This window comes from Paracraurococcus ruber, assembly GCF_004353985.1.
GTDB classification, from domain to species: domain Bacteria; phylum Pseudomonadota; class Alphaproteobacteria; order Acetobacterales; family Acetobacteraceae; genus Paracraurococcus; species Paracraurococcus ruber.
The window spans coordinates 1-3,549 of the sequence record NZ_SMOA01000408.1 but is presented as its reverse complement, the minus strand read 5'-3'; the positions used below and the strand labels follow the sequence as shown (position 1 = coordinate 3,549).

The following is a 3,549-nucleotide window of genomic DNA, read 5'->3' as shown; positions in this document are numbered from 1 at the left end:
GCTGGAGGGCGAGGCGACGGCGCTGCGGGCCGGCGCGGCGCGGCTGGCCGCCGGCATCGACCGGCTTCGGCTCCGCGCGCCGGTGGCCGGCCGCATCGGCGACGCCGCCGCGCTGCATCCCGGCGCCTGGGTCGCGGAAGGCCAGCGGCTGGTCTCGGTGGTGCCGCCCGGCGCGCTGGCCATCATCGCCGAATTCGACGCCGGCGCGGCGCTCGGCCGCATCCGCCCCGGGCAGGCGGCGCGGCTGCGGCTGGACGGCTTCCCCTGGGCGCAATTCGGCACCATTCCGGCCGAGGTGACGCGGGTGGCGAGCGAGCTGCGGGAGGGCCGCATCCGCGTGGAGATGGCGCCGTCCGGGCCGGCCCCGGCGGCGCTGCTGCAGCATGGCCTGCCGGGCCAGGCGGAGGTGGCGGTGGAGCAGGCCGCCCCCGCCCTGCTGGCGTTGCGCGCCGCCGGGCTGCTGCTCTCCCCCGGCCTGCCCTTCCAGGCCGGCGCGGCCCTGGCGCGGGCGCCCTAGGCCGATGGCGCTGGGCGCGCGGGGCAGGACCGGGATGGCGCCGCCGCGCGGGGCCGGGGCGCCCGGCATGCCGCGGCGCGGGGCATGGCTCCGGCCGGCCTCCCGGCGCCCCGGTGCACCGATGACGCCGGCCGACCGGGGCGACCCCTAGGATGCGGCCGGCCCGTCGCCGCTGGCTGGCGCCGGAGGTGGTGCAGACCTCCGCCATGGATTGCGGCCCGGCGGCGCTGGCCTGCCTGCTGCAGGGGCACGGCATCCCCGCCAGCTATGGGCGGCTGCGCGAAGCCTGCCAGACCGATGTCGACGGCACCTCCATCGACACGATCGAGGCGGTGGCGAACCGCCTGGGCCTGCTGGCCGAGCAGGTGATGCTGCCGCCCGACCACCTGCCGCTGCGCAGCGCCGCCGCGCTGCCCTGCCTGCTGGTGCTGCGCCAGGCCGATGGCGGCACGCATTTCGTCGTCGCCTGGCGCCGGCTCGGCCCCTGGCTGGAGGTGATGGACCCCGCCAGCGGCCGCCGCTGGGTGCCCTGGCGGCGGCTGCGGGCGGCGCTGCATCGGCACAGCGCCTCGGTCCCCGCCGCCGCCTGGCGGGGCTGGGCGGGTGGCGCGGAATTCCTCGCCCCGCTCACCGAGCGGATGGCGGCGATCGGCGCCGGCGGCCGCGACGGGGCGGCGCTACGCGACGCGGCGCTGGCGGATCCCGACTGGTTCGGCATCGCGGCGCTGGACGCGGCGGTGCGGCTGGTGCAGGCGCTGGCGGATGCCGGGGGCATCGCGCCGGGCGGCGAGGCGCGGCGGCTGCTGCACGCCCTGGTCGCCGAGACGCGGGCGCATGGCAGCGACATCTTCCGGGCGATCCCGCCGGGCTACTGGAGCGTGACGCCCGACCCGGACGCCACCGATCCGGCATGCCAGCATCTGCTGCTGCATGGCGCGGCGCTGGTCCGCATCCGCGGCCGGCGGGAGACGGCGCCGGCGGACGCCGCCCCGCTGCCGCAAGAGCTTGCGGCGGCGCTGCGCGAGGCGCCGCCGGCGCCGCTCCGCCGCCTCTGGGCCATGGTCCGCGGGGATGGCCTGGCGCGGCCGCTGGCGCTGGCCGGCGCCGTCCTTGCAGCCACCCTCGTCGTGCTGGTCGAGACGCTGCTGTTCCGCGCCCTGCTCGACATGGCGGCGCTGCTGGCGCCGGGCGGCCAGCGCCTGGCGGCGCTGCTCGCCCTCGGGTGCTTCGCCGCGCTGCTGCTGGTGCTGCAGGTGCCGGTGGCGGCGGAGACGCTGCGGCTCGGCCGGCATCTCGAGCTGCGGTTGCGCATGGCCCTGCTGCGCAAGCTGCCGCGCCTGCCCGACCGCTACTTCCAGAGCCGGCCGATCTCCGACATGGCGGAACGCGGGCATGGCATGCATGTCGCGCGGCTGGTGCCGGGCACCGTCGTGCATGCCTGGCAGATGGCGACGGAGCTGCTGCTGACCACGGCGGGCGTCATCCTGCTCGCCCCCGGCAGCGCCGGCTTCGCCCTGGCGCTCGCCGCCACCGGGCTGCTGTCGCCCCTGCTGCTGCAGCCGCTGCTGCGGGAACGCGACCTGCGGGTGCGCGCGCATCTCGGCGCGCTGGCCGGCTTCGCGCTGGATGCGCTGCTCGGCCTCTTCCCCATCCGGGCGCATCGCGGCGAAGCCGCGGTGCAGCGGCAGCACGAGGCACTGGTGGTGGAATGGCTGCGCGCCGGCCGCGGCCTCGCCCGCCTCGCCCTCGGCGTCGAGGCGGTGGAATCGCTGCTCTGCCTCGGCCTCGCGGCCGGGCTGCTGGGGACGCATTTCGCCCGCAGCGGCACGGTGACCGGCGGCGACCTGCTGCTGGTCTACTGGGTGCTGAAGCTGCCCGATCTCGGCCGTGGCCTGGCGGCGCAGGCACGGCAATTGCCGGCGCAGCAGAACGCCCTGGCGCGGCTGCTGGAACCGCTTGCGGCGCTGGAGGCGTTGGACACCCCGCCGCCCGCGCCGCCGGCCGGTCCGGCGGCGCTGCGCATCGAGGGCGGCCGCGTGGTGGCGGCCGGGCATGTCATCCTGCGCGACCTCGACCTCGCCATCGCGCCCGGGGAGCATGTGGCGGTGGTCGGCCCCTCCGGCGCCGGCAAGTCCAGCCTGCTCGGCCTGGTGCTGGGCTGGCATCGCCTGGCCGAGGGCAACCTGCTGCTGGACGGTGCGCCGCTGGACGCCGCCGCGCAGGCGGCGCTGCGGCAACGCACCGCCTGGGTGGACCCGGCCATCCAGCTCTGGAACCGCAGCCTGCTGGACAACCTGGCCTATGCCACGCCGGATGGCGGGCTGGACCGGCTGGGCGAGGCGATCGAGGCGGCCCGGCTGCGCGACCTGCTGCGCGGCCTGCCGGACGGGCTGCAGGCCAGGCTGGGGGAGGGCGGCGGCCTGCTGTCGGGCGGGGAGGGGCAGCGGGTGCGGCTGGGCCGCGCCGTGCTGCAGCAGGACCTGCGCCTGGTGCTGCTGGACGAGCCCTTCCGCGGGCTCGACCGGCCACGCCGCGCCGCCCTGCTGGCCGAGGCGCTGCGGCGCTGGCGCGGCCTCACCCTGCTCTGCGTCACCCATGACGTGGGAGAGACGCGGCTGTTCGACCGCGTTCTGGTGGTAGAGGAGGGCCGGATCGCGGAGGACGGCGCGCCTGTCGCCCTGGCCGCGGCGCCCGGCCGCTACCGCGCCCTGCTGGAGGCGGAGGCGGCGCTGCTGGAGCATGCCTGGGCCGGGACGGGGTGGCGGCGGCTGACCCTGGCCGATGGCGTGCTGCGGGCGCCGCCGTGATGGGCCGTACCGTGGCCCGACCGCCGCCCGATCCGGCGCCGCGGGCCCTTGCCAGGCGCCGGCGGCCGGTCTGCCCGCTGCCTGGCCCGCTCCCTGGCCCGCTCCCTGGCCCGCCGGTGCCAGGATGACTGGCGCGCCCGCCGGCCGCGCGCCGCCGCGGCTGGACCCGGCGCTGGAGGCGCTGGTCTGGGGCCCCGAGCGCCTCGGCGCCGCGCTGCTGGAGCT

2 protein-coding genes are annotated in these 3,549 nt (G+C 78.4%); both read left to right on the top strand.

Annotated elements, in window-relative coordinates; translation table 11 throughout:
• On the top strand, nt 1-517 hold a 517-nt coding region (locus E2C05_RS29890), incomplete at its 5' end, for an HlyD family efflux transporter periplasmic adaptor subunit (RefSeq protein ID WP_158292465.1).
• 152 nt (nt 518-669) lie between these two features.
• Complete coding sequence (locus E2C05_RS29885; protein ID WP_133223258.1) at nt 670-3,324, top strand: ATP-binding cassette domain-containing protein; 2,655 nt, start codon at nt 670-672, stop codon at nt 3,322-3,324.
• Nucleotides 3,325-3,549: the final 225 nt, after the last annotated feature.